We start from the raw sequence: 25,403 nt of genomic DNA on the forward strand, positions 1-25,403 counted from the left end.
CCGGCATCCGACGGCGTACGAGCGGTTCCCGCCACGGTCAGGGACGACCCGCGCCTCGAACGACTCACCTGGTGTCACCCGTTCCACGCAAGGTTCGCCGCAGCCGCGGAGTGCCCCTCCGCGGCTGCGGCAAGGGGGAACTCCGTCCAGACGGTCTTGCCGTCCCGGGAGTAGCGGGTGCCCCATCGTTCGGTGAGCTGGGCCACCAGGAAGAGGCCGCGTCCTCCCTCATCGGTGGTGCGTGCCCGTCGTAGGTGCGGAGCGGTGCTGCTGCTGTCGGAGACCTCGCAGATCAGGCTGCGGTCGCGGATGAGCCGCAGGGTCAACGGCGTGCCGCCGCCGTACCGGTAGGCGTTGGTGACCAGTTCGCTGACGACCAGTTCCGCGGTGAAGGCCAGCTCCTCCAAGTCCCACCCGGTCAGTGTGGTCTCCGTCAGGTGCCGTGCCCGGGCGGCGGCGGTCGGCTCTGCGGGCAGTTCCCAGGAGGCGACCTGCTCCGACGCCAGCACGCGGGTGCGGGCGAGCAGCAGTGCGACGTCATCCGGTGGGTGATCCGGCAGCAGGGCGTTCTGCACGTCCGCGCAGGTTTCCGCCAGCGAGCGGCCGGGCCGGGACAGGGCTTCTCGCAGCCGCGAGAGCCCCTCGTCGAGGTCGAGGCCACGGGCCTCGACCAGGCCGTCCGTGTACAGCGCCAGCAGACTTCCCTCGGCGAGCTCCAATTCGGCGGACTCGAACGGAAGCCCGCCCAGCCCCAGCGGCGGTCCCTCGGGAAGATCGGGCAGGCTCACCGTGCCGTCGGAGGTCACCACGGCGGGGGGCAAGTGACCTGCCCGGGCCATGGTGCAGCGCCGGGAGGTGGGGTCGTAGACCGCGTAGAGGCACGTGGCGCCGACGATCTGCTGCCCCCGCGAGCGTCCGTCGGCAGGCTCCTGCTCAGCCGCCAGGCGGTTGACCAGGTCATCCAGGTGGGAGAGGACCTCGTCCGGAGCGTAGTCGAGGTTGGCGAGGGTGTGCACGGCCGTGCGCAGGCGGCCCATGGTGGCCGCGGCGTGGAGACCATGGCCGACGACATCGCCGACGACGAGGGCGACGCGTGCTCCGGAAAGCGGGATGACATCGAACCAGTCGCCGCCGACACCGGTGGCGGCATCGGCCGGCAGATAGAGGTGCGCGACCTCGACCGCGCTGTGTTCGGGCAGCGCCTGCGGCAGCAGGCTGCGCTGCAAGGTCAACGCGGCCTGATGCTGCTGGGTGTAGCGGCGGGCGTTGTCGATGCACAGGGCGGCCCGCGCGGCGAATTCCTCCGCGAGCGTGAGGTCGTCCTCCTCGAACGGCTCGGGCCGCTCGGCGCGCCACAGGCTGAGCAGGCCGAGGAGCAGACCGCGGGCCGTCAGCGGTACGACGATCAGCGAGTGCGCGTGCAGACCGAGGGCGCGCTGTGTGCGCTCCGGATCCTGGAAGTACCAGCCGGGGCTGCTCTGGAGCACTGGTTCGAGGATGGGCTGCTGCTCGGCGAGGCACCTGGCCTGGGGGGTACGAGGATCGAAGTGGAAGACCTCTCCGGCGGAGTACATCACCCGCAGCGCTTCTGCCATGACCGAGTGGACCGCCATCCTGCGGACCGGTCCTGTCGTCTGCTCGGCGGTCTCGTCGCCTCGGGCGACCGACTCCAGCAGATCCACCGAGACGGCGTCCGCGAGGTCGGGGACGGCGACGTCGGCCAGTTCCCGGGTGGTCTGGGCGAGATCCAGTGTGGTCCCGATCCGGGCGCTCGCCCGGTTGAGCAGGGCGAGCCGCCGCCGGGCCCGGTAGCGGTCGGTGACGTCCTCCACCAGTTGGGTGACTCCGAGGATCCCGCCGACGGGGTCCTCCATCCGAAACGCCGACACCGAGACCACCCGCTCGTGGCCGGGGTCACTCCTCAGGCGACAGGGCTGCTCGGTGAAGATCAGGGGGGCGCCCGTCTCCAGCACCCGTCGCAGCCGGGTTTCGATGGTCTCGACGTCCGGACCGATGAGGAAGTCGCCGATGCGTCGGCTTCGGATCTCCGCCGCGGAGAGTTGCGTGAACCGGGCCAGCGCCCGGTTGATCCGCAGGATGCTCAGATCGGGGGCGTGGACGGACAGACCGATCGGGGAGCGCCGGAACAGACCGTCCAGGACCGACCGGTCCGTCTCCCACTGGAGCACCTCATCCGCCGGTGCTACGACGAGGAACCACTCGCGGGCGGAGCCGGCGCGGATGACGGCGCGGGCGCGAAAGCCCAGTTCCACCCGTCGCCCGCTGCGGTGCAGGACGGGCAGGAGGCCGGACCAGCCCCGGTCGCGCTCGCACGCGGCCGCCGCGTCCCGGACCGCCTCACGATCACGAGAATCGAACAAGAATTCCAAGGCCGTGCGGCCCAGCACCTCTTCCGGCAGGTAGCCGAGGTGCTGCTGTGCGCGCTCGCTCCAGCCGACGACCCTGCCGTGGTCGTCCACAACCGCCGAGGCGGAGTTGTGCAGCGCGAACGGGTCCTCGGGCGCCTCACCCGATCCCGGCGCCGGTGCGTGCATCGCTGCCACCCTTCGACCTGCTCGACCTGCCGAACGGACCGTGCAACGGGCATTGCCGCGGCGACTACCCAGAGTGATCAGAAAAATCAGTGGTTGAGCAGTCGGCTTACCTTCAGTATCACCGCGCCGCCGCACGTCGGCAGAGGGTCGTCCACCGCCTGCCCCCGAGTTCGCCGGCCTGTCCGAGCAGGAACGCGCCGATCTGGCCGCGCCGATCTGGCCGCGCCGATCTGGCCGGGCCGGTCTGCCCGCGGTCGACGCATCACCGCGGGCGGCCGCGAGCGGTCGGACCAGGGTGTGAAGAGGACCTGACGGCGCCGTCCTGCTTCTTCTCCGTCGGTGAGCAGAGGGGGGATGTCGTCGACCCAGCGCCGGACATTGGCCTGGCCCATGCGCAACGTGAGCTGCTTGTCGAACATGGTCAGCAGGGGCAGCGGATCGGCCGCACCTCCGTAGACCCCGGACACCGAAATGGTGCCGCCGCGGCGGACGAGGTCGATGGCGGCACCACCGATTTGTGCGCGTCCCGGCCGACCAGCAGCTTCTCGTGCGGTCCGGCGGCGGGCAGGGGTCGGCGCCCCGTCCCTGCTTGTGTCCCGGGGGCGTGAACGGGGTCTGCCCGCTTTCGTGGGAGGGGCCAACACATCGAGTACCGGTGCTGTCACATGGTCCACGCCTCGCGCCTGCCCCGACACCGCTGCCGAAACGGACATCGTCACTGGGCCGGGCGGAGATGCCGCTCCAGCCAGTCCGCGGCAGCGCGCCGGTAGAGCCTCCGGTTGTCCGCCCGCAGGAATTCGTGGCCCTCATTGCGCAGCGTCAGCTGCCGCGCCAGCACCCCGCGGTCGCGCGCCGCGCGGACGAACTGCTCCGACTCCGTCGGCGGCACGTTCGTGTCGTGCTCGCCGTGGACGGCCAGCACAGGGGCGCGCAGCTGATCGATGCGGCTCATCGGGGACAGGGAGCGCAGCAGTTCCCTGTCGTGTTCGGGATGTCCGTACTTGGCGGCTGCGGACTGCGCGATCCACGGCTCCGTACCGGCGAAGAAGGTGGCGAAATCCGACATCCCGCACACTGCGACCCCGCCGCGGAAGAGGTCCGGATGCCACACGAGGGAAGCCATGGTGAGGTATCCGCCGTACGAGCGGCCCATCACCCCGAGCCTCAGGGGGTCGGCGTAGCCGAGCGAGACCACGTGTGCCGCGCAGTCGGCGACGTCGTCGATCGCCGCGAACCGGCCGGCGCCGAGGTCGGCGTCCACGAAGGACCGGCCCCAGCCGGACGAGCCGCGGACGTCGGGGGCGAACACGTCCAGGCCCCTGCCGAGGAGTTCGTGGTAGAGCGGATTGAACACGGGCCGTTCCTGTTCCTCCGGTCCGCCGTGGAGGTGGATGACGCACGGGGCCGGCCGGCCCGGGTCCTGCTCCGGCGCCCGGTAGTACCAGCCACCGAGTACGAGCCCGTCCCGGGCCTCGCACCGCAGGGGCACCGGGCGTACGGGAGGTCGCCCCGGCGGGACCGCGTCCTCGTCCCGCGCCGACCAGCCGGTGCGCGCGGGGGCGAGGGCCTCGTCCAGTTCCCAGATGCCGGGCCTGCGCCGGGATCCCGAGAGGGCGGCGAACAGTCCGCCGCGCTCCACGGGCGCGATCCGGGTCACCACCTCGTGGGGCAGGACGGGATGGTGGCGCGGTCCGATGGCGCCGTCCGTACGGTCGAGGGTGAGCCCCACGCTTTCCAGCTCGGTCGCGCCGTGCGCGTTCCAGGCGAGCACGGCCGACCGGCCGTGGTCGGGCACGCTCAGCAGATCGAGGGCGGAATCCTCCCGCTCGGCGGCAACGGACAGCCCCAGGGACCTGCCTCCCTCGTCCAGCCGTACCCTCAGCAGGGCCGCGAACTCCCGTTCCGCGTCGCTGCGTAGCCACAGCGTCCGCGTGTCGGCCGAGAACCGGCCGATCCAGGGGTCCCCGTCGGCGACGTGCAGGGCGAAGGTGGTGCGGCCCGAAGCCGTGTCGAGTACGAGAGCCTCCCGTCGGCCGCGCGGACCTCGGCGGACGAGCGCGAGGCGGCCGTCCGCACTCATGTCGCACACCCGAAGGGAGGCGGCTCCCTCCTCGCCGAACAGCAGGACCGGTGCGGTCGCCGCGTCCGGGTCGACCAGATAGGCGGCCAGCCCGCCGCTCCGGGCCGGGCCGAGGGTGGGACCGCCGCGTTCGGACCACGCCGAGCCCGGTGCCCCTCCCCCGGTCGGCAACGCACCCTCCACGCCCGGCGGCAGGTGACCCGGTCCGGCGTGCTCCGAGCGCACCGGGGAGAGCTGGGCGACCGTGACGGCGAGGGCGGTGCCGTCACGCGTCCAGCACCCGAGGTGGGCCGAACTCCCCGGCTCCGCGCCCGCGAGCACCTGACGTCCGGTGCCGTCCGGGCGCACCACCAGGACACGGGTGTGCTCCCCGCCCCCCGGCGCCGAGGTGTAGGCGATCCAGCGCCCGTCCGGCGACCAGGACACCTCGGCCACCGGGTCGGGATCGCCGTCCAGCACGTGCACCTCCGTCCCCCGGGCGGGCCCGCTCCACAGCTGGGGGACCCCGGCCCGGTCACAGATGAACGCCACGTGCACGCCCGTGGGGTCGGCCGACGGGTACCAGCATCCGTGGGCGGCCAGGAGGGTCGGCGGGTCGACGCCGCGATGGGAGGGCATCGCAACCGGCCCCGGGGCCGGTACCGGGTCCGGGGCCGGCGGGGACCCTCCGGCAATGGGAGGACCGGCGGCCCTGCGGGACGTTCCGTGCGCGTGCCTCAGGGGTGTCGTGTGCTCCGGGGACATGGGCCGCCTCTCCCAGGCTTCCGCTTCAAGCGTCGACCGTTCACTTGATTCCGTGCGTCTGCAGCCAGATCTCCAACGACGCCACCTGCCAGAGGGTGTTGGCCCCGCGTCTGGTGCGATGGCGGTTGGGTGCCTCAAGCAGCTCGTGGACCAGGCGCTGGTCGAAGATGCCACGTCGGCGTGCATCCGGGGCCGTGAGGGCGTGGCGTACGCGAGCGAGCACGGGTTCGGCCATGTGCCGGACCGCGGGGACCGGGAAGTAGCCCTTCGGTCGGTCGACGACTTCAAGGGGCAGGATCTTGCGTCCGATGTCCTTGAGCACGGCCTTGCCGCCCTGTGCGAGTTTGAGCTGCGGAGGGCAGGCCGCGGCCAGTTCGACGAGCTCGTGGTCCAGGAAAGGCACCCTGGCCTCCAGGCCCCAGGCCATCGTCATGTTGTCGACCCGTTTGACGGGGTCGTCGGGCATGAGCGCGTGGACGTCCATGCGGAGGGTCGAGTCGAGAGCGGTCGCGGCCCCCGGTGCGGCCATGTGCGTCCGGACGAACTCCATCGAGGCGTCGTGGTCGGTGGTGAAGTCGGGGTGCAGCATGGCGGTGAGTTCGGCGTGCGTCCGGTCGAAGTAGGCGTCCGCGTACGCCCGGTCGGCATCCGGCCGGGCCGCCGAGGCGATCTGCGGGTACCAGTGGTAGCCGGCGAACACCTCGTCCGCGCCCTGACCGCAGAGAACGACCTTCACCTCCTTGGAGACCTGTTCCGAGAGCATGTGGAACGCCACGGCGTCGTGGCTCACCATCGGCTCGCTCATGGCCCCGATCGCGGCTTCCAGCGCGGACGGCAGGCGGTCGGACGGGATCATGAGCTGGTGGTGGTCGGTCGAGAACCGTCGCGCGATGAGGTCCGAATACCGGAACTCGTCTCCGTCCTCCCCGTTCTCCGCCTCGAAGCCCATCGCGAAGGTCGCGATGTCCTCCTGCCCCGCCTCGGCGAGCAGCGCCACGATCAGGCTGGAGTCCAGCCCGCCCGACAGGAGCACGCCCACGGGGACGTCCGCGACCGTGCGCCGCCGCACGGCCGTGCGCAGCGCGTCGTGCACCGCCTCCTGCCAGAGCGCCGGGTCCTCGCCGAGCTCGGAGTCCCGGGTGTACGCCGGCTGCCAGTAGCAGTGGTCGCGGTGCGTACCGTCCCGCTCGACGACGCGGACGGTGGCCGGCGGGACCTTCCGTACTCCGTTCAGGACGGTGCGGGGCGCCGGGACCGTGCCGTGCCAGCTCAGGTACTGGTGCAGGGCCACCGGGTCGAGGGACGTGTCGACGCCTCCGCCCGCCAGCAGGGCGGGCAGGGAGGAAGCGAAGCGCAGTCGGTCGCTGTCCTGCGTGATGTACAGGGGCTTGATCCCCAAGCGGTCGCGGCCCAGTACGACACGGCCGGTGTGGTGCTCGACGACGGCGAAGGCGAACATGCCGATGAGGGACTCGACGCACTCCAGGCCCCACTCGGCGTAGGCCTTGACGACCACCTCGGTGTCGGAGCGGGAGAAGAAGCGATGACCGAGTCCTTCCAGGCGGTCACGCAGCTCGCGGTAGTTGTAGATGCAACCGTTGAAGACCGCGGTGAGCCCCAGCTGCGCATCGGTCATGGGCTGGGAGCCGCACTCGGAAAGATCGATGATCTTCAGGCGACGATGCCCGAGCGCCACCGCGCCCTGAGACCACGCCCCTCTGCCGTCCGGACCCCGCGGCTCCAAGGTATCGGTCATGCGTTCGACAGCAGCGAGGTCCGGTCGCCGACCGTCGAAACGCACCTCCCCGCTCAACCCGCACACGGGAAACCCCCCGCACTCACGGCACCTCGGGGGCGCCGCCCCCGCAGGGCCTCGCTCGTCGTGGAACACCTGGTCACGTACACCATCACTACACTCCCGTGCCCCTTCGGCCGACAATGGATACGCCGGCCCGAACAGGCGATCGACATATGAGGCGCCTGCCCACCCGAGCGCTCCTTAAGCGACCGCTCTCCTCGCCGCCGCACTGCCGGGGCCGATGCGGGCGATGCGGGCGATGCGGGCGATGCGGGCGATGCGGGCGATGCGGGCGATGCGTCAGCCTTCGACGCCCTTCGACGTGTGGGCGGCGCCCACGGACGGATCACGGAGAAGTGGAGCATCCTGTGAATGCGGACATGTGGAGCTACAACCCCGAGTCCAGCTACACGCCGGGGACCCGCCTGATCGGCTTCAAGGTCGACTACGGCAACGACCACAGCTGCTGAAGAAGGCGGACCTGCGGCCCGGGGACGCCGGCCGAAGGTCACCTTCATCGACGGCGACACCACGCCTGCCGCCCTGATCGCCGGGGCCCGACCAGCACCGGGATGTGCGCCTCCGGGAGCTGCCCAACCGGCCGACTCGTTGCCCTGGCCGGCTCGCCACCGGTTCTACCAGGGAGCGCGGGCACAGGGCACGGACCGACTATCCCGCCGTACCACTCAAGGTCCGGCCGTCCCGCGCCACCGCCTCCGCGTCATCCGCGTCACCGAGCCAGGCGGTATGCAGCCGCTCTCGCGCCACGGCCAGCGCTGCGTCTATGTCACGCGTCCCGGTCGACACGCACAGCGTGTAGATCACGTCCTCCATCTGTTGCCGCACCGGTCCGTGGGGACCTGCGGCTCGGAGCTCCGACTCCCTCTCGTACTCCTCCACCAAACGTGCCAGCACCGCGGGGTGAGTCATCATCACGATCTCGCTCCTTCACACACGTCGGCGTCACAGGCGGCCTGCCGCCCCCGACGCGTCGCCTGCCCCGGCACGGGCGTCTCATGCACCACAGGCGTCGTCGCGAAACACTCCTCCGCTTCCCGCACGGTCACCAGTGGGTCAGTGCGTGGGTACGAGGACGCCGGCGGCATAGCGGACCGACCGCTTCTTCCGAGGCCCGCGGGGCGCCGTTGACGGTGGTGATCCGCAGGACGCCCGGGCGTTCGGTACGCAGCACGTCACCCAGAAGATCGACCACGTAGATCAGTACCTGGGTGAAACCACCCCGGCCGCGTGCTCGGCCGTCTCTGCCGACAGGCTCCGACCCGCGGCTCGGAGAGTCAGGCCGGCCGGAGCCACCGGGGACAGGCCCGCACCGCTTCGGCGGCTCTTCACCGGCGAGCGACGCCTTCACCCACCTCGTTCACTCCACCCGCCGGGCATCGAAGGTGATGTCGTCCACCGCGCAGATGTCTGCGGACATGTTGCAACGCATCATCCGCAAGGCCGCCTCGGCCAGGTCGGCGTCGATGTGGGCGACCGCGTCGGCCGCTACGACGACATCGAAGTGCCGAATGTGGGCGTCCAGAGCCGAGTACAGCACGCACTGTTCGGTCACCTGCCCGCACAGGACCAGGCGCTCGGTCCCCAGTTGGCCCAACAGGTAGGCCAGCGGGGTTTCGTAGAAGATCGAGTGCCGCGCCTTGACGACGAAGAGCGAGTTCTCGTCGGGCGCGACCGGCTCCACCAGTTCGCTGTGGTGGCCGTGGAGGGCAGCCCGCAGGATCTCCCCGTGGTGCGAGCGCCACTCCCCGAAATTGTCGTTCACATAGATGACGGGCGAGTCGCTGGCCCGGGCGTGCTTCAACAGTGCCGTGACCCCGTGCAGCGCCTCACTGACGGACGGGACCAGGGCCTCGGCGTCCTCGTGTGCGTAGGTGCTGAGCATGTCGATCACGATGAGCGCTGTACGAGGCATGGAAGCCGCCGCCTCTCGTCCCGTCCATCCAGCCTGCGACCGTCCGTCGGCGGGGGACCGCCGTGGGCCCGGGCTCGCGAGGTCCGAGCCGCCTGCTGATTCCAGTCTCCATCATCCGGGGCGGTGCGGCCGGTGGAACGCGCCGGCGGTCCACCACCGTCGTGAGCACAGGCCGGCAGCCCCTGAGGCCCGCGGCGCGTGCCTCATCGCCAAGGCGATCATGCCGGGCAAGGACCCGGGCGGCATCATCATCGCCATGGTCATCGGCATCGCGGGCGGCCTTCTCGGCGGCCGGCTCGGCAAGGTCATCTTCGGCGTCGATTCCATCGACGGCTTCTTCGACCTCTCCACCTGGATCGCCGCCATCATCGGTTCCGTCATACTCCTGGCCCTGTGCCGCCTGGCCATCGGAAGCCGGCACTCTCACCGGCATGCCTGATTGCGGCTGCTGCGTGTCGGCGTAGAACTCCTCTCGCCTCTTCGACACCGTTCACACCGGAGGCACGGGGCCCGACTGCCGCCTGCCGCCTGCCGCCTGCCGCCGTCAGATGGCGGGCGGTTGCGGACGCGCACACCATGACCGTGACGTCACACCCCTGATCCGCCCGACAAGGGCACCGACGGAGACTCATGCCTCAGGAAGAGCCCCGGGCCCCCGACCCGGTGACACTCCACCCGCGCCCTCCCTTTCCCGACCAGGAGCAGGAGCATCCCGGCTCCACGGAGCGGATGGAGCCACGACCCGACCACGGCGAGGACTCCTACCAGGGTCACGACGTACTGCTCGACCGGGCGGCGGTCGTCACCGGCGGCGATTCCGGCATCGGCAGGGCCGTCTGCCTGGCGTTCGCCCGCGAAGGTGCGGACGTCGTCTTCACCCACCTCTCCGAAGAGGCGGACGAGGCGGCCGAGACGGCGCGCCTGATCCGCTCGGCGGGCCGCACGGCCGTACCGGTCGCGTGTGACATCCGTGACGAGGAGCAGTGCGCGGCCCTGATCGACCGGGCCGTGCACGAACTCGGGCGCATCGACCTCCTCGTCAACAACGCCGCCTATCAGATGTCCCAGCCCGAGGGCATCGAGGCGATCACCACGGAGCAGTTCGACCGGGTGATGAAGACCAACCTGTACGGGATGTTCTGGCTGACCCGTAAGGCCCTGGAACACATGCCGCGTGGCGGCTCGATCGTCAACACCACCTCCGTGCAGGGCTACCAGCCGAGCCCGCATCTCCTCGACTACGCGATGACGAAGTCGGCGATCATCTCCTTCACCCACGGACTGGCCCAGATGCTCGCCGAGCGCGGCATCCGTGTCAACGGAGTCGCACCCGGGCCCGTGTGGACGCCGCTGATCCCCGCGACGATGCCGGATGCTACGAAGTTCGGCGAGCAGTCACCCCTGGGCCGCCCCGCCCAGCCCGCCGAGATGGCGCCCGCCTACGTGTTCCTGGCTTCGCCCCAGGCGAGCTACATCACCGGAGAGATCGTCAACGCCACTGGCGGCACACCTCTGCCCTGACCCCGGCCGCCAGCAGCGCACCATGCGCGCTCCGTTGCTCCATCAGGACGCAGAGGGTGTACGCGGCGCCAGGGGGTGGCCGGCGGAGTCGACGAAGCGGAATCCGCTCCCGGCGCGCTGGCGGGTACAGGCCGGTCGATCCGCCAGGATGCGCCTGCTGAGCAGTCACCCGCAGACCGAGGGCTTCACGGCCCGGCGCAAGCGCGTAATCGGCCGCCCGCTGGACAGAAGCGGGCACGAGGCTGCGAGGAGGCGACATGGGCGACGTGCGCGATCCATCCGATGAGCTCTACGCGCGACTGCGGCGGGAGTGCGGCCGCCGGGCGGACGATCTGTGGGCCGTCAGCCGCGCCCTGCACGCGGATCCCGAGCTCGCCTACGAGGAGCACCGTGCGGCCCGGCTGCTCACCGACGAACTCCGGCAGGCGGGGTTCGCCGTCGAGCCGGGGACCGCCGGACTCGACACGGCTTTCGTGGCCCGCGCAGGAAGCGGGCGGGGGCGGTGCGTGGCACTGCTGTTGGAGTATGACGCGCTGCCGGAGCTGGGACACGCGTGCGGGCACAACCTGATCGCCGCGGCGGGGCTGGGGGCCGCACTGGCGTTGCGCAGCGCCCTGGAAGAGGAATTCGAGGGCACGGTGCTCGCCGTGGGGACACCGGCGGAGGAACGGGGCGGGGGGAAGGTCGCTCTGGCCGAAGCGGGGGTGTTCGACGGTGTGGACGCTGCGTTGATGTTCCATCCCGGCGTGCACGACTGGTCATGGGCGCCGCTGACCGCGCAGACGCAGGTGCGCGTGGGCTTTCACGGCCGGGCAGCGCATCCGACGGGCGATCCCACCCGCGGGATCGATGCCCTGGCCGCCCTCATCCAGCTGTTCAACACGGCCGCCGTGATGAGCGGGCGGTTGCCGTCCGGCTCACACGTGCAGGGGATCGTCACCGACGGAGGCAAAGCGACCAACATCGTGCCGGCCTTCGCCGAAGGCCTGTTCGGCCTGCGTGCGGCCACGAGCGCCGCCCTCGACGGGCTGGTGGCCGAAGTCGGCGTCTGGGCCGCAGGGGTGGCGGCCGCTACCGGCACCACGGTGGAGGTGACCCGCCTGGGCAAGGGCTACGCCCATTTCCGGGACAACGACGTCCTCTCGGACCGGTTCGGCCTGCACCTCGCACGCTCGGGCATCCGACTCACGCAGCCCGTCGGCGGGGTGTTCCTGGGCTCGTCCGACATCGGCGACGTCAGCAGTCGGGTCCCCGCCATCCATCCGTTCGTCGCGATCCTGGGCGACGAGGCCTCGGACCACACCCCGGCCTTCGCTCGGGCCGCGGCCTCGGAACGGGGCCGCGAGGTGATGCTGGCGGCCGCCGAAGCCCTGGCCTGCACAGCGGCCGACGTCCTCACCGACGCCGGAATCAGCGCCCGGGCCTGGGCCCGCCAGCGGGAAAAGGCGGCGGCGGGCCTCTGATCCCCAAGACGGGACTCCTCGTGCCGTTCCCGGCTGCCCGTACGAGGACGTCGGCGCTCCGGGGCGGGGCGGGGGCCGCCCCCTCCCCGCAGGGGGCCCACCGCTCACGGCACCCCCTCCGTACTCCGGTCGGACCGGGGCCATACGTAGGGCAGGTCGTCCGGTACGCCCGGGAAGCGCTCCCGGCAGAAGGCCGGGTCCTTGCACGCCCAGGGCGGACTGATGGCTTCGATGGACGTCCGGTGCGCCCAGCCACGGCGACAGGTCCCCATCGGGGGTCAACTGTCTCTGCGTCCGCGGGGCTCCCCCGGCCGCCACGCCCCGAAGTCCTGGACGCAGGGTGACGGCGCGCCCCTCGGCGGTCCACACCCCGCAGACCTCCAACCCGTACCGAACGGTTGCCTCCTCATAGCCGGCTCACATCGATACGTCGGTGCAACCGGTACCCCTCTGCCGCCACCCACTGCCCTGCGGGCACAGTGCGAGCTTGGCAGAGGCCTCGGAGTTCGGAGTAACGCGCCCGCGCACATTCCATCGGACGATCGGACCCTGGTCTCCCCGTCTGCCGCAACGAACGTCACGGCCCGACCTCGCGACGAGAGCTCCTGGTTCGAATTGCGCGAGATGCGGCGTGATCCGGGGAGGCGCAGCATGACCGTGACATCACACTGTCGAGGAAGGGTTCCGTCATGCCCCGAGGTTCCAGCCCCAAGCGCGAGCGTCAGTACGAACACATCAAGGAGTCGGGCGAGAAGCGCGGTATGTCGGAGGGCCGTGCGAAGGAGATGGCCTCCCGCACGGTGAACAAGGAACGCGCCCGTTCCGGGGAGAGCGAAACGGCGAGCCGCAGCTCCACCCAGGGCAAGTCCGCCTCGCAACGCGGCGGCGAGAAGTCCCGTGGCGGCGGCGGTTCGTCCGAACGTACCAAGGACGACCTCTACCAGGAAGCGAAGAAGCGCGGCATCGAAGGCCGCTCCACGATGACCAAGCAGCAGCTCAAGAACGCCCTCGGCCACTGAGGGTCATGCCGGGTGCGCGCGTTTCATGCCCTCCTCCAAGAAGGCCAACGCCGCCCCGTGGAACGACAGCGCGCTCGCACTCCTGGTGCACGGCTACGCATGGCTGCCCCACCGGATGCGCCGCAGCCGTGACGGCACGGTGCGGACCCGCCTGTTGGGACGGCCCACGATCGCCCTGCGCGGCCCTGACGCGGTCGCCTTCTCCTACGACGGCCCTGCCCGACCCGGTCCTGGACCCTCTTCGGGCAGGGCGCCGAAGTCGCCGCGCTGGGCTAGTTGTGGTGTCTCAATGAGGTTGGTTCCACGAAGTCTTCGATCATGAGTTGCCGCGGAGAGTCGTCGATGGGTTCGAGTGACGTACCGAAGACGACGCGGTAGTCGCTGCCGGGGGTCCCGCTGATTGGTGGTCTTCCGCCGATGCCGCCGTGTACCCGGAAATGGGAGTGGTCGTCGAGCGCGGAGTGCAGGTACGTGTATCCGATCTTCCCGTTGCCGGGGCCTGCGCGTTTGGAGGCGCGGGCGGCGGCGGTGCCGATACCGTGCATTCGCCATCCTCCGCCTTCGGGGATGCGTCCGAGCTTCTTGATGTCGACGTGGACCAGGTCGCCGGGCTGGCCGTACTCGTAGCGGATGACCTGTCGAAGCTGCTCGCCGCTGGGCGGGTCGAGGTCGCGCAGCCGGTTGAGTCCGCGGCGGACCAGGACGCGGTGCACGGTGGCCGGCGCGCGCGTGATGCCGGGGAGCCGTTCCAGGTCGGCGGCCAGACGGGCGGGCCCGTGCTTGGTCTGCCGCCGCAGGGTCTCGAGCATGTCGGCGATGTCCGCCGCGGTCCGGGCCGGGCTGTCGGAGGGACGGGAGGAGCGGTCGAAGAGTCCGTCTTCGCCCTGCTCGCGCCAGCGTGCGTACCACTTGGCCAGGCAGCGCCGGGAGATCCCCGCTTCCGCCGCCACGTGGGCGATCGGACGTCCGGTGTCCACCCGTTCGCACAGTCGGCGGCGCCCCTCCGGCGTCAGCGGGGCGTTGGGATGCCCAGCCATATCAGCCCGCCCAAGTGCTGAGGGCGATGCCCAGAGCGGCGCAGGCGCAGGTCAACCACCAGGTGGAGTGCCAGCCGCCGGTGCCGGCGGCCAGCCACGCGGCGATAGTGGGGCCGATGAAGCTGCCGGTGTTGAAAAGCTGCTGGAACAGGCCCATGGTGGCGGGCGCGGAGCCGCCCTTCGGCGTCAGTTCTGCGACCTTGCGCAGCAAGGTGGCTGGTATCGCGCCGCCGGTCAGGGAGAAGGCCGCGACGCACAGGAATTGCCCGGTAGTGCCAGCGGGCAGCGTGTGCCAATCGGGGGCGAAGGCCAGCAGCGACGTGATGGCCATCAGGGCGAAGGCGGGGATGAGGAGGGCGCGGGCGGGCAGGCCGCGTTTTAGGAGTGCCGCGGTGGTGACCGAGCCGATGGCGTTCACCGCGCCCACCACGGCACTGAGGACGCCTGGCCAAACGCCCGTCATCCCGCTGTCCCGGTAGATGGTGGGCAGGAACCCGACCACGGCCATCCACTGGAGCGTGTAGCAGGCGAAGACGAGGCCGGCCGTCCATGGACCGGGAGAACGGACGGTGCGTCCGATCCGGGTGAGGGCCGCCACCGCGCCGCGCGCACCACCGGCCTGGTCACGGGGAACGCGGGCCAGGACCCAGGGCAGCGGCGCCAGCGCGAGCACGGCCATGGCCCACCACCACACCCGCCACGGCACCACCTGCAAGACCAGTGCGCCGGCGATGAGCCCGGTGAAGGTGGCGATGCCCTGGAAAGCACCCCAGAAGCCGATAGCCGTGGTGAGACGCCCGGGTGGCGTGCTGCGGCGGATCAGCCCCGGGCCGGTCACCGCCACCAGGATGAAACCGGCACCCTCGACCGCTCGGGAGGCCAGCAGAGGGGCCGCCGACCAGGCGAAGCAGCCGCCTGCCGATCCGAGGAACAACAGGACCAGCCCCCCGCTCAGGCAACGCCGCTCGCCGATCAGTTCGGCCAGGAGCGACACGGCAAGTCCGCCGAGCATCCCGGCCAGTTGGATGACCCCCAACAGGGTCCCGGCCTGGACCAGAGTCAGTGACAGGTCGTGCCGCAGGGCCGGGAGCGCGGGCGGCAGTTTCCACACCTGCAGCCCGGCAGCCACCCCCGCGGACACGATGGCGATCCAGGAGCTACAGGTGCCGGTGGGGCGCGTCTTCAAGGCCACGGGGGCGGTCCTTCATCGGGGCAGGGGCACGGAACGTCCCACCACCTTGACCACACGCCAGGGCATCCGCGCAATACATCCATTGCCTAGTGCGACAGATGCTCAATAGAGTGTGATCTAGATGTCAGAATGCGCATCATGACACTCATGGACCCCTTGGACGCCCGGATCGCCCTGGCCCTGGACGACGACCCGGACGCCACGATCCTCGCCCTGGCCCAGACCCTGGGCGTGGCCCGGAACACCGTTCACGCCCGGCTACGCCGGATGGCCGCCGACGGCACGCTCAAGCCCTTCAGCCGACGAGTCGACCCCGCCACCCTCGGATACGGTCTGGTGGCATTCATGTCGCTCGCGGTAAGCCAGGCCGAGCCTGACAGCGTCCACGAGGGACTGCTCGCCCTCCCCGAAGTCATCGAGGTCCACTACACCACCGGTGACGCCGACCTCCTCGCGCACGTCGTGGCCAAAGACACCGCCGACCTCCACCGCATCACCAAAGCGATCCTCGCCATCGACGGCGTCGACCGGACCAGCACCGCCATCTCACTGGCAGAAGTCATCCCCTACCGACCCCGGTCCCTCCTGCGACGCCTCGCGAACGGCTGATCCCACCGGCGGCGGAGCCGCTCGTGCCGCGCGATCCCACCACGGCATCAGCCCGACTGCCCCTGGAACCGACCTCATGAGATGGCACAGCTAGTACGTCAGTCGGCGGTGGCGCGAAGCGATGGCCGATCGGCAGCAGGACCGCGTGGTGCTCTTCGACGGGGCCGCCGAGGTCCTCGCACTTGCCGTCCGCGACTGAGCGGGCGTGCCACTCTCCGACGCGGCGGCCGCAGATCTGGCCCGCAACTGCACGTCCATGGTCGACGGTTTCGCCACCCCCGCCCCCGCCACCTGCGCGCCCGCCAGGCACGGCGCCGCCAGGACCACGTGGCATCTGCCTCCGGGGTCGTGCGCACATTGCTGATCAGGCCGGCGAGGGCAGATGCGCCTGCGCCTGCGGGGGGGCACAGAGGTGTTGACCGGACTACCGAGCACCTCGCCGGGCCACGGCGCATCCCCCGGTCGGTCTAGTCGGTAGATGTTGCGCATCCGAACGAGCGAGGATCGCAGCAAAGTTGGACGAGTTCTCGCGCGATATCCGAATGGCCACCATCATCAAGCGCCTTCGCGACGCCAACGGCGGCAAGATCCCGCTCGTTGCCCGCTACGACTCCCACGAGCGCGTTACCGGCCCGCTGCTGCCCCACCTCTTCCAGCGGCGGCCCTACTGGCAGCCGCAGGGTATGAGCGAGGCCGCCGTCAAGCACAGGCTCGATCGAACGCTGGAAGCAACCGGCCTGCGCGACCAGGCAGGACAGCCAGCCGCTGACCTACACCCCGCACGACTTCCGCAGGATGTTCGCCACCGAGGCCGTGACCGGCGGGCTGCCCGTCCACATCGCCGCCCGCATCCTCGGACACAAGACGCTGACCACGACTCAGGCATACCTTGCGGTCTTCCAGGACGACCTGGTGCGGACCTACCGCGGCTTCCTCGACCGGCGCCGGGCTGACCGGCCGCAGGACGAGTACCGCGAGCCCACCGAGCAGGAGTGGCACGACTTCCGGCAGCACTTCGAGCTCCGCAAGGTGTCACTGGGCACCTGCGGGCGGCCCTACGGAACCCCGTGCAAGCACGAGCACGCCTGCATCCGATGCCCCGTCTTCCAGATGGATCCCCACCAGCGGCCCCGCCTCCCGCAGATCGTCCAGAACCTCCGTGAGCGCATCCGCGAGGCCCGCGCCAACGGCTGGCTTGGCGAGGTCGAAGGACTTCAAGTCGGCTTTGACGCCGCGATGGCCACGCTCAACAGCCTCAAACGGGCTCCGACCGATGGCCGGCCGCAGCTGATTGACCTTGGCATGCCGGTCTTCACCGACCACGCACCACTGCTTCAGCCAGGATCGGGAGAGCCCGGATACCGGCCCTGATCCTGTCAAGCGAGTTCGGCTTGGCGAAGACTGCGGAATACCTCCGCGGTCGCCCATCCGCGCAGCGTGGCGTGAATCGACGAGCGGAATGCGGCCTCGGCCGTGGTGGCGTCGAGGGCCCCGGCCAGTTCGAGAGTCACGAGCCCATGCAGGGTTGCCCAGATCGACAGGGCGATCGCCGTTGCGTCGCCGGCGAGGACGGACGCCGTCAAGGCGCGATCGATCGCCGCGAGGAGCGGACGGATCGGGTCACTGGCACCGACCTCCCCCGACGGGTCGAAGGACTGCACACCACCGAACAGCACCGTGTACAGGTGGCTGTATCCGCACCCCCAACGACGGTAGGCGAAGGCCAGCGCGTAGAGGTCGGCGAGAGGGTCCGCGGAGGTCTGCACCGCCGACACGTGCTGGAACAGGCCGGCGACGGCTCTGTCGCGCACCGCACCGATCAGCCCGTCCTTACCACCGAACAAGGAGTACACCGCCGTCGTCGACGCCTCGGCAGCAGCAGCCACGGCGCGGACCGTCACCGACTCCTGCGGACGGGTGGCGAGCATCTCGGTCGCGCACTCCACAAGCCGCTCTTTGACGGCTTCGTCGTTCGTTCTCGGCCTACCCACGGCCAGCAGCCTACCCCCTCTGATAACGTCGTTTTGAAACAGCGTTCTGAAACTGTCGGAGGTCCGCCGTGCCCACGTCCGTTTTACGTCTCGTCCGCTTCACCGGACGCTTACTGCTGGCCCTGGCCGCCGTCGCGACGCTGGTCGTCGTCTTTCTCGCACTGATCGCCCTCACGGACGGGGCAGGTTCGGGGCTCGCCGCCTGGTTGACGACACTCGGGACCGGGACTGTCCTCGCGCTGTGGCGGGGCCGGCACCGCACCTGGCCGGCGCGGCTCGTGCCGTTCCTGCCGGTGGTCATCGCGGCGGCGTTGACGGCGACGGTCTGCATCCCGACCGTGCCCACGGCCCGGCGGCACCCGCCCGCGCTGCCGTTCGTGTCCACTCAGCAGTGGAACCTGGCCACAGGCAGCCGGGTCGCGGTGTATCACTACCCGCCCGCGAACCCCGGCCCCCGGCATCCCGTCCCGTTCGTGTACCTCCACGGAGGACCCGTCCGAGGCATCTCCGTGCAAGACCACCGGTTCCTGCAACTCCTGGCACGTCAGGGCTACGACGTCTACGCCTACGAACAGGCCGGCGGCGGACGAAGCGACCTGCTCGCCATGGACCAGTACACGATCTCCAGGTCGGTCCGTGACCTCGCCGCCTTCGTCGACCGCCTGGACAAGGGCGAGGTTGACATCCTCGGATTCTCCGGAGGCGGGGTCGTGCTCACCCGAGCCCTGGCCGACCCTGGCGTCGCCACACGCCTGCACCGGGCGATCATCGCCGAGCCCGGGCCCATGGACGGCCCCACCGCACACATCACCGGGCACAAGGGCCGAGCATCCGCACGGGGCCTCGCCCCGGCCCCGGCAGGACCGCGATCGACGCACGTCCCCCGGTACGCCGTGGCATTCGGCCTCATGCGACTCGGACTCCTCACCCCCGACACCGGACTGATCGGACAGGCCGAAGGCGACAACGCCTTCACCGCCGCAGACCTCGGCAGCGACACCGCATCCGCCTACTGCGCGCGCGAGGCGCACCGCATCCCCGCCGAGGACACCGCACAGAACTTCTCCTTCAGCCCCGCTGCCAGCCTCCGTGTCCAGCAGACAGTCAAGGACTCGCCCTCCATCGCACCGCTACTCAGGCAGTCCCGGACCCCCGCGATGCTGATGATCGCCGAATGCTCCTCTCAGGTCCGTCAATGGGCGGCCGCCATCCTTGCCCATGACCCCGCTGTCCAGCGCATGCAGTACATCCCCGGAGTCGGACACCACATGTGGAACGGCCTGGACGACAACAACGACCGAGCCGCCGCCGTCATCACTGCGTTCCTTCAGGACAAGCCAGCCCCCCTGCCGAACTACCCGACCCGCGACGAGATCCCTACCTTCCTGCGCGACCACAAATGATGACGTTGTAGCCCGTCACCGGCAACGGCGGGCGAACCCTCGAAGCCGCCCGGGCCCTGCGCGAAGTACAGCCAAGGGCGATCTCTTAGTCCGGAAAAGGACGCAGGCACCAGTGGCCGGCGCCAAGGGGGTATCTCCCGTATCCGGAAGGCAGGCAGGCAGGCCACAGCATGAGCAGTCGCGGCGAGGACCGGCGCAAGGCGGCCAGCGACGAGGAAGGCATGTACGAGACGGGCCCCAAGGTCCGCTCGCAGCGCCCCAGCGGGACCAAGGACGCCTTCGCATCCACCGGCGTCGACCCGCAGGATCCGCCCGGAACCGGCAGCGCCGGGTGACTCCCGGGCCTTTCGCGCAGCCGCTCCGGCCCTGGAGTACTACGGCCCCCGGCGGGCCTCCGAGTCGCCGCTTTCGCCGCGAGCCCGCGACGGCGGGGCAGGCGCCCGGGTTGCGCTTCCCGGTCTTGGGGACCGCGCGCTCCGTTCATCGCTCATCACATTCACACCGGCATGCCCCGCGTCTGCCCGGTCCGGCACCCGCATCACATCGGCCGCGGGCACCGGTCCTGCCCGAGCCGCCGCAGCGCCTCACGGCTTGATCGTCATCTCCGCACACCGAGCGACCACGGATGCGAGCCCCTGCCCGTCGGCGTGCAGCCGGCGCTGCGTGCGGGCGCCGTTCCCCCGTTCGTGCAGGTGCGCGATGCCTTCCCGGACCCGCTCGTCATCGCCCTGGTCCTTCAACGCCTCGCGCACGTGCTGGTACAGGGCCTCGACTGCGTCCTCGGCAGACGTCTCCCTCATGGTTTCGGGGTGCAGCAGGGGGCCGTCCAGGCCGGAGCGGCCGCCCCGCCAGGAGGCCAGTCGCAGCAGACTCGTACCCACCCTGGCCGGAGGCTGTCCGTCCTGCCAGGCGCGGGCCGCCGTCTCGACCAGGCCGCGGATGAGGGCGGCGAGCAGGACCGGCGTCGAGGCGTCCAGGCAGACGTCGGCGACCCGGACCTCGACGGTGGGGTAGGTGGCCGACAGGCGGGCGTCGAAGTAGATCATGCCCTCGTCGCGCAGCACTCCGGTGTCGATCATCGCGCGGACCTGCTCGTGGTAGCGGTCGGCGGAGCCGAAGATTTCGACCGGGCCGGCGGACGGCCACCGGTTCCATACCCGGCTGCGGTAGCTTCCGTACCCGCTGTCCTCGCCCTGCCAGAAGGGCGAGTTCGCGCTCATCGCCGTCAGGACGGCCATCCAGGGCCTGATGCGGTCCAGGACCGCGACGCCCTCCTCGTCCGACGCGACCGACACGTGGACGTGGCACCCACAGGTCAGCTGCTCCTGCGCGGTCAGTCCGAACTGCTCGCCCATCCACCGGTAGCGCGGGCCGGCATTCAACGACGGCTTGACGGGCAGCGGGGATGTCGCGACCGCCGCCACCAGGGCTCCGGCACTCGCCGCGTGGTGGGCCGCCTCACGGCGGATGCGGACGATCTCCTCTTGGAGCTCGCCCATCGCCGTGACCGGTTTCGTGGCGAACTCCAGCTGCTCCTTCTGCAGTTCCTTCTCGAACTCGTGGTCCCGTCGACCGCTCGTGCCGGGACGCCGCCAGGCCGAGCGCTCCGCGGCCGCCAGCACCGCCCCCGACACAGCGCGCGGGGCACCACTGTCCGCGTCCACGAGCAGCAGCTCTTCTTCCACGCCTACGCTTCGCATGTGCCCGCCTGTGGATCGAACCGTCAGATGCCCCGCACCTGCCCCGCCTCCTCTCGACCATGCCGCCGCCCTGCGCGTTCTCCCCGGTGGAGGTCACTTCCGCCCGCCACACCCCCATCGGCAGCAAGCCGTCACCGAGCTCTACACCACCATGGCCCAGCGCCTCGACGACCTCGCCGACACCCTCGAAGCGAATGATCCCGACCGTGACCACCTGCGCCTGCGGCGCCGCGACCGGCGAGCCTGTCCGCCGACTCTGAGGGCACCCGCCACAGCAACGAAACCGAGATCGAAAACGGCCGCATGAACTCAACGCCCAGTCGATGGCCGCGTGCGTGCCGACTGCAGGCGAGAAATCCGCCTCGTTCCCTCGGTAGGACGTTCACCGAGGAGGTCCCGCTGGGACGACGGGAGAGGTCCCCCTCAGCCGTAGCCTCTGAGGCAGACAAGGGCAGGATCCATGGCGCTCCCGGCCCGAGGGGGCTGCGTACCACGTCCAATGTTTCCGTCACGGTCCGATCCCTCCTGGTGTCCGGTACGGGTGCCCCGAGCACACTTCTGGAATGAGGCGAAGGCATCGGGGAGGGCGCCGGGGGCGGCTGGCGGAGGCTTGTCTCCAACTGGCCGGAGGGCTTGCGCTGACCGCCGCAGGCGGGTGGGGGATCGTACAACTGACAAGGGGCGACCAAGACGCGGGCGACACTTCCTCGATCGTTTCGATGGTCGCCGCGGTGGCCGACCTCGTGCTCGCACGGGCGGGCTTGAACGCCGCCCGACTCGCGCTCGGCCAGCCGGATGACGCGCGCCGACTCGCCGAAGCCGCGGTCGACACGCTGGCGGGAAGGATCGCGGAAGACGAAGCGAGCGGGCTGCGCGCCATGGTGGGACAGGACGGCCACAGGCTCAACCTGTCCTACACGCGCCGCCCCGACGACAGGCTCCCGGGCGAGGCCCCTCCCTGTGGGCAGCTCGAAGAGGACGGCGCGTCGGGTGTGCCCGACATCGCCACGTACTACCAAGGGACGTCCACGGGCCGCCTCGTCATCACCGGCCCTCCTGGAGCGGGGAAGACCGTGCTGTCGGTGGAGCTGCTGATGCAACTCCTCGGACGACGTGCCTCGGGCGGGCCTGTCCCCGTCCGGCTGTCGCTGGCGGAATGGAGCACCGACATCCCGTTCGAGCAGTTCCTGACCGCCCATGTGGTCCAAGCACATGGCATCTCACCGCAGCGCGCGGCCTGGATCATCGAGCACCGGCTGCTGATTCCGGTCCTGGACGGACTGGACGAGATGGACCCGGGCCTGACCACCGAGGACGGCGCCCCCGTGTACGGCCCAGACGGACTGCAACTCCCCGACCCCGGGGCGCCACGCGCCTTGAAGGTGCTGAAGGCCCTCAACGCCTACGGGCCCGTCGCGCCCGGCCTTCCGCTCGTCCTGGTGTGCCGCACCGGCCACTACGACGCCCTGCCCGTCGCCGAGCGCCTGTGGCACGCGGCGGGCATCGACATCGACCCCCTCGACCGCGTACGCATCGAAGCCCACCTGACCCACTTGTTCAAGCACGACGAGCGCTGGCGGGCCTTTCTCGCCGCCCTGCCCGCGCACTGGTCGGGGGCGCTGCGCGAGACCCTGTCCACTCCCTGGTGGCTCTTCCTCCTCAAGACCGTCTACCAAAGGGGAGGCGATCCCGCGGAGCTCTTCGGCTACGCCACGGAGCAGGCACTGCGAGAGCATCTGCTCTCCCTGTTCATCCCGGCAGTCGTGGACCTGCACCCGACGTCGCACGATGCGGAGAAGATCCGGCGCTGGCTGAGCACCATCGCCCGCCACTTGGCACCCGGGCCCGCCGGCGCCGAGCGTACCGACATCCACCGGCAGCGCCTCTGGCCGATCGCCGGCCCACTCCGCGTACGTTGCCTGGACGCCGTAACCGTCGCTCTGGCGTTCCTCCTTCTCCTGCCGATCCCGTTCCTCGCCGGGAGCGCCAATCCGCGGGCGATGGCGGCGACCATCTGTCTTGCCGCCGCGCTCACGGCTCACACGGCATTGCAATTCCAGTCCGATCCGGCCTGTGTGCCCTGGGGAAGGGTGTTCTCCAGGGCGACCGCGACCCTGTTGATCGATTCGCTGGCGGCGGTGCTCGTCCTTGCCCCGCTGGGCGCCCTCCTCGCCCTCCCCCTGGCCTGGCTGGCGGCCAAGTTCGGCGTCTCTTCGTTCGTCGCCTTCCTACCCCCCCCTCGCCGCCTTCTGGGCAGTCCGGCTGGGCATCGTCAACGTGATCGGCACCGGCATCACCCAGGCGTACGGCCGGATGTACGCATCAGACACCAATGCCGCCGTGAAGTGGCGCCACGAATTCCGCGGCGACCTCCTCATCGGCTGCGTGGCCCTCCTCGCCGCGGGAATGTCCATCATGGCCGCGTGGTGGGTGATGTCCTTCTCGGACGTACTCGTACTCGGTTCCACGCCCAGCCCCGACGCGATGATCATGGGGCTGCTCGCCGTGTCCATGAAATGGGCGTCGCTCTTCGGGGGCGGCCGCCGGTACTTGGTGTTCTTGCTCTGTCTGGGCCGTCGGCTGCCGCGGCGGCTCGGGCGGTTCCTGGACTGGGCCTACGAGGGCGGTCTGCTGCGCACAGCCGGCGGCGCCTACCAGTTCCGCCACCGTGAATTCCAGAAGTGGCTGACCGCCACCTCGGTAGCGGAGGGTGACCGGGTCAGTTGAACGGAACGTAGCTCTGGCCGTTGAGGAAGAGGTACCCCTGGGGGCCGATCCCCCACAGGTACGTCTGGGATGATCCCCCCTGGGCATAGGTCGTGAGGTGGTTCCCGTCGACCGTGAAACGACCGACGATGCGCGCATTGCCGATGTCCATCCTGAACGAGCCGTCCGGGTAGAAGCTGTACACGGAGGACTCGAAGCCGTCGGAGCTGCCGCCGCTCCAACTTCCGATCAGAGCGGCCGGGATGCCGGGGATCCGGCCCTGGTCGGCGGAGGCGCCGCCGACCGAGACACCGGGCTCGTCGTTGCCACCCGAGGTACCACCCGTACCGCCCCCGCCCCCACCACAGGCACCGAGGGTGAGCAGGGCGCAGAGCACCACCGCGGATACTGCCGCCGTGCGTCGGGTCTTCCTCATGGAGCCTCCAAGCGCTGCGGTAAGCGTTCAGCCCACCGTCGATCCAGCTGCATCCGAGCGCAAGGAGACGACAGAAAGTAGCGCATAACGACCGCATCTGACCATCTGAGTGCGGACAACGAGCCGAACCCTGGCCCCGGAGGACCAGCCGCCTGGCTCGGCGAGGGCGGACGAAGCCGCCCGCTTCCTCTCGCACTGCCGCCAGACCGATCCGGAGACGGCCGACCTGTTCGCGTTCCTCATCGGCAGCGGTCTACGCAAAGGAGCGGCCCTCAGCCTGCGCCGGGGCGGTGTCCACGTGCCGAACTGGGCGGCCGCGCCCACTACACCCTCGGGCACGGAGAAGGCCGTCCCCTCACGAATGAGAGAACGGCTTCCGACGTGCATGAAGCACAGTCGGGACGACAGGGCTTGAAGCTGCGCCAGGAGGCCGTCACCCGCCACGAGGCCGCGATCCCGGGCGTGCCTGCTCGCCCGAGGGAATGCCGCTGCCGCGGCGCCGGCGCTCGGAGCTGGGCTCTCCCTGGACGGCGAGAGGTCCAAGGGGGGCCTGGGCGAGCAGGCCCCCCACACCGCGAGGGCCAGCGTGCCGGAGCGGTCGGGTATCGAGCACCCGCGGATCAGTCAACACTGACTCGACCGCTCAGCCGGGCTCGCCACAATCCCCTCGACTGTGGTGGTCAACACCGACGCGTCGCAACGTCGACAGCATGTGCGGCTCGATGCCTCCGGGCCGGCGTCAGGCGGGACCCCAACTCCAGGGAGACCGGCGGGAAGACGACGTTGCGTGGCGGGGTGCAGTGGAGCAGGTGGTCGCTGGAGGTGAGGGCGAGGAGCCGAATGGGCTGCCGCTGGAATCCACTGATGGCCAAAGGTGCTTGACGTCGTTGGAAGTCGTGCTGGAGGTCGAGCAGCAGGTGCAGTGCGATGACGTCCATGAAGGGCACGCCGTTGAGGTCCAGGCGTAAGGGGGTGCCATTGGCTGCCGCGGCGGCGGTGGCCCGGTGCAGGGTCGGGCAGGTGTCCATGTCCAGTTCGCCGGCCACCGTGATGAATGTGCCTTCTGGACCGTGGCTCATGGTGACGTGGATGCCGTCGTTCATGGTTCGCCCCGTTCAGGGGTCGAGCCCATCACGGTCGCCCGCCGATGCGGGAGAGAAAGCCGCTGAGCGCATGGCATAGGGCCACGCGCAGCCGAGCGAGACCACCCGTACCA

Annotated in this window: 20 protein-coding genes and 1 pseudogene; 9 read left to right on the forward strand and 12 right to left on the reverse strand. The window is 70.3% G+C overall.

Features of this window, described 5'->3' with window-relative positions; genetic code table 11:
- Positions 1-74: 74 nt before the first annotated feature.
- From IF88_RS0136030 to IF88_RS0136055, 6 genes and pseudogenes are all read right to left on the reverse strand, one after another.
- A complete protein-coding gene (locus IF88_RS0136030) occupies positions 75-2,555 on the reverse strand; it encodes a SpoIIE family protein phosphatase (protein WP_030722617.1) in 2,481 nt (826 codons plus the stop codon).
- Between the two features lie 320 nt (positions 2,556-2,875).
- Positions 2,876-3,058: pseudogene (locus tag IF88_RS44750) on the reverse strand (glutathione-dependent formaldehyde dehydrogenase); the annotation flags it as partial.
- A gap of 212 nt (positions 3,059-3,270) precedes the next feature.
- The gene (locus IF88_RS0136035) at positions 3,271-5,379 is read right to left on the reverse strand and encodes a prolyl oligopeptidase family serine peptidase (protein ID WP_051838159.1); all 2,109 of its coding nucleotides are present in this window, start codon (positions 5,377-5,379) and stop codon (positions 3,271-3,273) included.
- Positions 5,380-5,419: 40 nt separating this feature from the next.
- The gene (locus IF88_RS0136040) at positions 5,420-7,201 is read right to left on the reverse strand and encodes an N-acetylglutaminylglutamine amidotransferase (RefSeq protein ID WP_030722623.1); all 1,782 of its coding nucleotides are present in this window, start codon (positions 7,199-7,201) and stop codon (positions 5,420-5,422) included.
- A 645-nt stretch (positions 7,202-7,846) separates the two neighbouring features.
- Positions 7,847-8,110, reverse strand: coding sequence for a DUF5133 domain-containing protein (locus IF88_RS41430; protein ID WP_324617230.1), 264 nt, complete (start codon positions 8,108-8,110; stop codon positions 7,847-7,849).
- 445 nt (positions 8,111-8,555) lie between these two features.
- On the reverse strand, positions 8,556-9,110 hold the full coding sequence (locus IF88_RS0136055; protein WP_030722629.1) for an isochorismatase family cysteine hydrolase: 555 nt from the start codon (positions 9,108-9,110) through the stop codon (positions 8,556-8,558).
- Between the two features lie 220 nt (positions 9,111-9,330).
- On the opposite strand from IF88_RS0136055, the gene IF88_RS0136060 reads away from it, so the two are divergent.
- From IF88_RS0136060 to IF88_RS0136075, 4 genes are all read left to right on the forward strand, one after another.
- Positions 9,331-9,549: a GlsB/YeaQ/YmgE family stress response membrane protein gene (locus IF88_RS0136060; RefSeq protein WP_051838167.1), complete on the forward strand. Its 219-nt coding sequence runs from the start codon at positions 9,331-9,333 to the stop codon at positions 9,547-9,549.
- Positions 9,550-9,740: 191 nt separating this feature from the next.
- Positions 9,741-10,631: a glucose 1-dehydrogenase gene (locus IF88_RS0136065; RefSeq protein ID WP_030722635.1), complete on the forward strand. Its 891-nt coding sequence runs from the start codon at positions 9,741-9,743 to the stop codon at positions 10,629-10,631.
- A 257-nt stretch (positions 10,632-10,888) separates the two neighbouring features.
- On the forward strand, positions 10,889-12,094 hold the full coding sequence (locus tag IF88_RS0136070; RefSeq protein ID WP_030722639.1) for an amidohydrolase: 1,206 nt from the start codon (positions 10,889-10,891) through the stop codon (positions 12,092-12,094).
- A 689-nt stretch (positions 12,095-12,783) separates the two neighbouring features.
- A complete protein-coding gene (locus IF88_RS0136075) occupies positions 12,784-13,113 on the forward strand; it encodes a plasmid stabilization protein (RefSeq protein ID WP_030722642.1) in 330 nt (109 codons plus the stop codon).
- A 272-nt stretch (positions 13,114-13,385) separates the two neighbouring features.
- Here the strand turns inward: IF88_RS0136075 and IF88_RS0136080 are convergent, their stop codons facing one another.
- On the reverse strand, positions 13,386-14,150 hold the full coding sequence (locus IF88_RS0136080) for a helix-turn-helix domain-containing protein (RefSeq protein ID WP_078893357.1): 765 nt from the start codon (positions 14,148-14,150) through the stop codon (positions 13,386-13,388).
- Between the two features lies 1 nt (position 14,151).
- Positions 14,152-15,342 (reverse strand): CynX/NimT family MFS transporter, encoded by a 1,191-nt coding sequence (locus tag IF88_RS0136085; protein ID WP_037808328.1) that lies wholly within the window; start codon positions 15,340-15,342, stop codon positions 14,152-14,154.
- A gap of 138 nt (positions 15,343-15,480) precedes the next feature.
- Between IF88_RS0136085 and IF88_RS0136090 the strand changes: the two genes are divergently transcribed.
- Both IF88_RS0136090 and IF88_RS0136095 read left to right on the forward strand, forming a co-directional pair.
- Complete coding sequence (locus IF88_RS0136090) at positions 15,481-15,951, forward strand: Lrp/AsnC family transcriptional regulator (RefSeq protein WP_420711029.1); 471 nt, start codon at positions 15,481-15,483, stop codon at positions 15,949-15,951.
- Positions 15,952-16,746: 795 nt separating this feature from the next.
- Complete coding sequence (locus tag IF88_RS0136095; RefSeq protein WP_051838171.1) at positions 16,747-17,322, forward strand: site-specific integrase; 576 nt, start codon at positions 16,747-16,749, stop codon at positions 17,320-17,322.
- Between the two features lie 5 nt (positions 17,323-17,327).
- Here IF88_RS0136095 and IF88_RS0136100 read toward each other — a convergent pair whose 3' ends face one another.
- Complete coding sequence (locus tag IF88_RS0136100; RefSeq protein ID WP_030722656.1) at positions 17,328-17,942, reverse strand: TetR/AcrR family transcriptional regulator; 615 nt, start codon at positions 17,940-17,942, stop codon at positions 17,328-17,330.
- 68 nt (positions 17,943-18,010) lie between these two features.
- Between IF88_RS0136100 and IF88_RS0136105 the strand changes: the two genes are divergently transcribed.
- Both IF88_RS0136105 and IF88_RS46960 read left to right on the forward strand, forming a co-directional pair.
- Positions 18,011-19,345, forward strand: coding sequence for an alpha/beta hydrolase (locus IF88_RS0136105; protein WP_030722659.1), 1,335 nt, complete (start codon positions 18,011-18,013; stop codon positions 19,343-19,345).
- Positions 19,346-19,515: 170 nt separating this feature from the next.
- Complete coding sequence (locus tag IF88_RS46960; RefSeq protein ID WP_158754797.1) at positions 19,516-19,680, forward strand: hypothetical protein; 165 nt, start codon at positions 19,516-19,518, stop codon at positions 19,678-19,680.
- Between the two features lie 249 nt (positions 19,681-19,929).
- Here the strand turns inward: IF88_RS46960 and IF88_RS0136115 are convergent, their stop codons facing one another.
- The gene (locus IF88_RS0136115) at positions 19,930-21,045 is read right to left on the reverse strand and encodes a glutamate--cysteine ligase (protein ID WP_030722662.1); all 1,116 of its coding nucleotides are present in this window, start codon (positions 21,043-21,045) and stop codon (positions 19,930-19,932) included.
- Between the two features lie 731 nt (positions 21,046-21,776).
- Between IF88_RS0136115 and IF88_RS46965 the strand changes: the two genes are divergently transcribed.
- A complete protein-coding gene (locus tag IF88_RS46965; protein WP_158754799.1) occupies positions 21,777-23,717 on the forward strand; it encodes an NACHT domain-containing protein in 1,941 nt (646 codons plus the stop codon).
- A gap of 47 nt (positions 23,718-23,764) precedes the next feature.
- Here the strand turns inward: IF88_RS46965 and IF88_RS41435 are convergent, their stop codons facing one another.
- Together IF88_RS41435 and IF88_RS41440 are read right to left on the reverse strand one after the other, a co-directional pair.
- Positions 23,765-24,187, reverse strand: a complete 423-nt coding sequence (locus IF88_RS41435; RefSeq protein ID WP_158754801.1) for a hypothetical protein — start codon at positions 24,185-24,187, stop codon at positions 23,765-23,767.
- 680 nt (positions 24,188-24,867) lie between these two features.
- On the reverse strand, positions 24,868-25,290 hold the full coding sequence (locus IF88_RS41440; RefSeq protein WP_037808334.1) for an STAS domain-containing protein: 423 nt from the start codon (positions 25,288-25,290) through the stop codon (positions 24,868-24,870).
- Positions 25,291-25,403: the final 113 nt, after the last annotated feature.

This window comes from Streptomyces sp. NRRL F-2580 (assembly GCF_000720115.1).
Classification (GTDB): domain Bacteria; phylum Actinomycetota; class Actinomycetes; order Streptomycetales; family Streptomycetaceae; genus Streptomyces.

Excerpts from the sequence above, each read along its gene's own strand:
- IF88_RS0136070 (WP_030722639.1), top strand. The coding sequence starts at position 10,889 with ATGGGCGACGTGCGCGATCCATCCGATGAGCTCTACGCGCGACTGCGG.
- IF88_RS0136065 (WP_030722635.1), top strand. The coding sequence starts at position 9,741 with ATGCCTCAGGAAGAGCCCCGGGCCCCCGACCCGGTGACACTCCACCCG.
- IF88_RS0136090 (WP_420711029.1), top strand. The coding sequence starts at position 15,481 with ATGACACTCATGGACCCCTTGGACGCCCGGATCGCCCTGGCCCTGGAC.
- IF88_RS41435 (WP_158754801.1), bottom strand. The coding sequence starts at position 24,187 with ATGAGGAAGACCCGACGCACGGCGGCAGTATCCGCGGTGGTGCTCTGC.
- IF88_RS46960 (WP_158754797.1), top strand. The coding sequence starts at position 19,516 with ATGAGCAGTCGCGGCGAGGACCGGCGCAAGGCGGCCAGCGACGAGGAA.
- IF88_RS0136035 (WP_051838159.1), bottom strand. The coding sequence starts at position 5,379 with ATGTCCCCGGAGCACACGACACCCCTGAGGCACGCGCACGGAACGTCC.
- IF88_RS0136115 (WP_030722662.1), bottom strand. The coding sequence starts at position 21,045 with ATGCGAAGCGTAGGCGTGGAAGAAGAGCTGCTGCTCGTGGACGCGGAC.
- IF88_RS0136075 (WP_030722642.1), top strand. The coding sequence starts at position 12,784 with ATGCCCCGAGGTTCCAGCCCCAAGCGCGAGCGTCAGTACGAACACATC.
- IF88_RS41440 (WP_037808334.1), bottom strand. The coding sequence starts at position 25,290 with ATGAACGACGGCATCCACGTCACCATGAGCCACGGTCCAGAAGGCACA.
- IF88_RS0136080 (WP_078893357.1), bottom strand. The coding sequence starts at position 14,150 with ATGGCTGGGCATCCCAACGCCCCGCTGACGCCGGAGGGGCGCCGCCGA.
- IF88_RS0136060 (WP_051838167.1), top strand. The coding sequence starts at position 9,331 with ATGCCGGGCAAGGACCCGGGCGGCATCATCATCGCCATGGTCATCGGC.
- IF88_RS41430 (WP_324617230.1), bottom strand. The coding sequence starts at position 8,110 with ATGATGACTCACCCCGCGGTGCTGGCACGTTTGGTGGAGGAGTACGAG.
- IF88_RS0136055 (WP_030722629.1), bottom strand. The coding sequence starts at position 9,110 with ATGCCTCGTACAGCGCTCATCGTGATCGACATGCTCAGCACCTACGCA.
- IF88_RS0136030 (WP_030722617.1), bottom strand. The coding sequence starts at position 2,555 with ATGCACGCACCGGCGCCGGGATCGGGTGAGGCGCCCGAGGACCCGTTC.
- IF88_RS0136095 (WP_051838171.1), top strand. The coding sequence starts at position 16,747 with ATGTTCGCCACCGAGGCCGTGACCGGCGGGCTGCCCGTCCACATCGCC.